A 1,684-nucleotide genomic window follows, 5' to 3' on the forward strand; every position below is an offset into this window, starting at 1 on the left:
GTGGCGAGCACCTCGGTGGCGTCCGATCCGATCAGGCACGCCTTGATGCGCGTCGAGCCGAGCTCGATGCCGAGACTCGTGCGGCCGGCGAGGATGTCGTCGCGGGTGGTCGTGCGGGGCGTGCCGGTCGTGTCGCTCATCGTCGGGCGTCCGAGTTCTGTCCGTAGACGTTCTGGTAGCGGGTGAAGAGGCTGTCGATGGCCTCCTGCGGAATCGGGACGAGGGGCCCGGCCTCGCGGGCGTAGTGCACGGTGCGGGCGACGTCCTCGACCATGACGGCGGCCTTCACGGCATCCTTCGCGTCGACTCCGATGGTGAACGGGCCGTGGTTCTGCATGAGCACCGCGCGGCTGCGGTGACCGGTCAGGGTCTTCACGATGCCGCGGCCGATCGAGTCGTCGCCGATGATCGCGAACGGGCCGACCGGGATCGGGCCACCGAACTCGTCGGCCATGGCCGTGATGACGCAGGGGATCTCTTCGCCGCGGGCGGCCCAGGCGACGGCGAACGTCGAGTGCGTGTGCACGACGCCGCCGACCTCGGGCATGTGACGGTAGACGTAGGCGTGGGCCGCGGTGTCGCTCGAGGGCGAGCGCTCGCTGCCGGGGGTGCCGGGGATCACCGCGCCGTCGAGGTCGCAGAGGATCATGTTCTCGGGGGTGAGGTCGTCGTAGCTCACGCCCGACGGCTTGATCACGAACAGGTCGGCGCCGGGCACGCGGCCCGAGACGTTGCCGCCGGTCCAGACGATGAGGTCGTAGCGCACGAGTTCGCCGTGCAGACGGGCGACGTCTGCGCGGACGGCCTCGATGGATGCGTCGATCTCGGCGGAGAAGACGGGGGCTTCGTTGCTCACGGGTACCTCAGGGTCGTCGGTGGTCACTGTGACCGGTCACAGAAGTGTGTCACGAGCCCGCGGGGCCGGTCAAGGGACACTGCTCGACGGCCGGCCGGTCGCCTCAGCGGGGAGGGGCCACCGAAGCCCGCGTCACCAGCACGGGAGCGACCGGCGCGAGATCGGATGCCGGGGCTCCCCCGGCGAGCGCCGCAGCCACCGCCCGATGCGCCAGTTCGTCGAAGTCCTGCCGCACGGTGGTGAGCTTCGGCCAGAAGTACGCCGAGTCGGGGGTGTCGTCGAACCCCACGACGCTGACATCGCCCGGCACCGAGAGCCCCGCTTCGTGCAACCCGCCGAGCAGGCCCAGCGCCATCTGGTCGTTGGCGGCGAACACGGCGGTCGCACCCGACGCCCGCACGGCGTCGACGGCCGCATAGCCGGATCCGGCTGTCCAGTCGCCTTCGATCACGGGCCCGGGCACGAGTCCGCGGGCGGCGAGCTCGGCGGCGAACCCTTCGGCGCGCGATTCGGCCTCGAGCCAGTCGGCAGGACCCGCGAGGTGCGCGATGCGGGTGTGACCGGCATCGGCGAGCGCCGCGACGGCGAGCCGCGCCCCCGCCTCCTGATCGATCGACAGACCGCGCGCGCCCCGATCGGCCGCGTGCAGGGTGACCACGGGCACGCCGATGCGCAGCGCGTCGAGCGCCTCGAGCGTGCGCGCGTGGGGAGCGACGACGACGATGCCCTCGACGCCCTGGCCGACGAGATGGTCGACGGCGGCGACGACGGCCCCCGAATCTCCCGCATCCGCGAACGCGGCGCTGAGCCAGTAGCCGGCCTCGCGCG

2 protein-coding genes are annotated in these 1,684 nt (G+C 72.1%); both read right to left on the reverse strand.

The window, feature by feature from the left end; all coding sequences use genetic code 11:
* Positions 1-136 precede the first annotated feature (136 nt).
* Positions 137-856, reverse strand: coding sequence for an L-ribulose-5-phosphate 4-epimerase (locus J7E68_RS08145; RefSeq protein ID WP_215171561.1), 720 nt, complete (start codon positions 854-856; stop codon positions 137-139).
* Positions 857-959: 103 nt separating this feature from the next.
* On the reverse strand, positions 960-1,684 hold a 725-nt coding region (locus J7E68_RS08150), incomplete at its 5' end, for a substrate-binding domain-containing protein (protein ID WP_215171563.1).

Source organism: Microbacterium sp. ISL-103 (genome assembly GCF_018613995.1).
Lineage (GTDB): Bacteria > Actinomycetota > Actinomycetes > Actinomycetales > Microbacteriaceae > Microbacterium.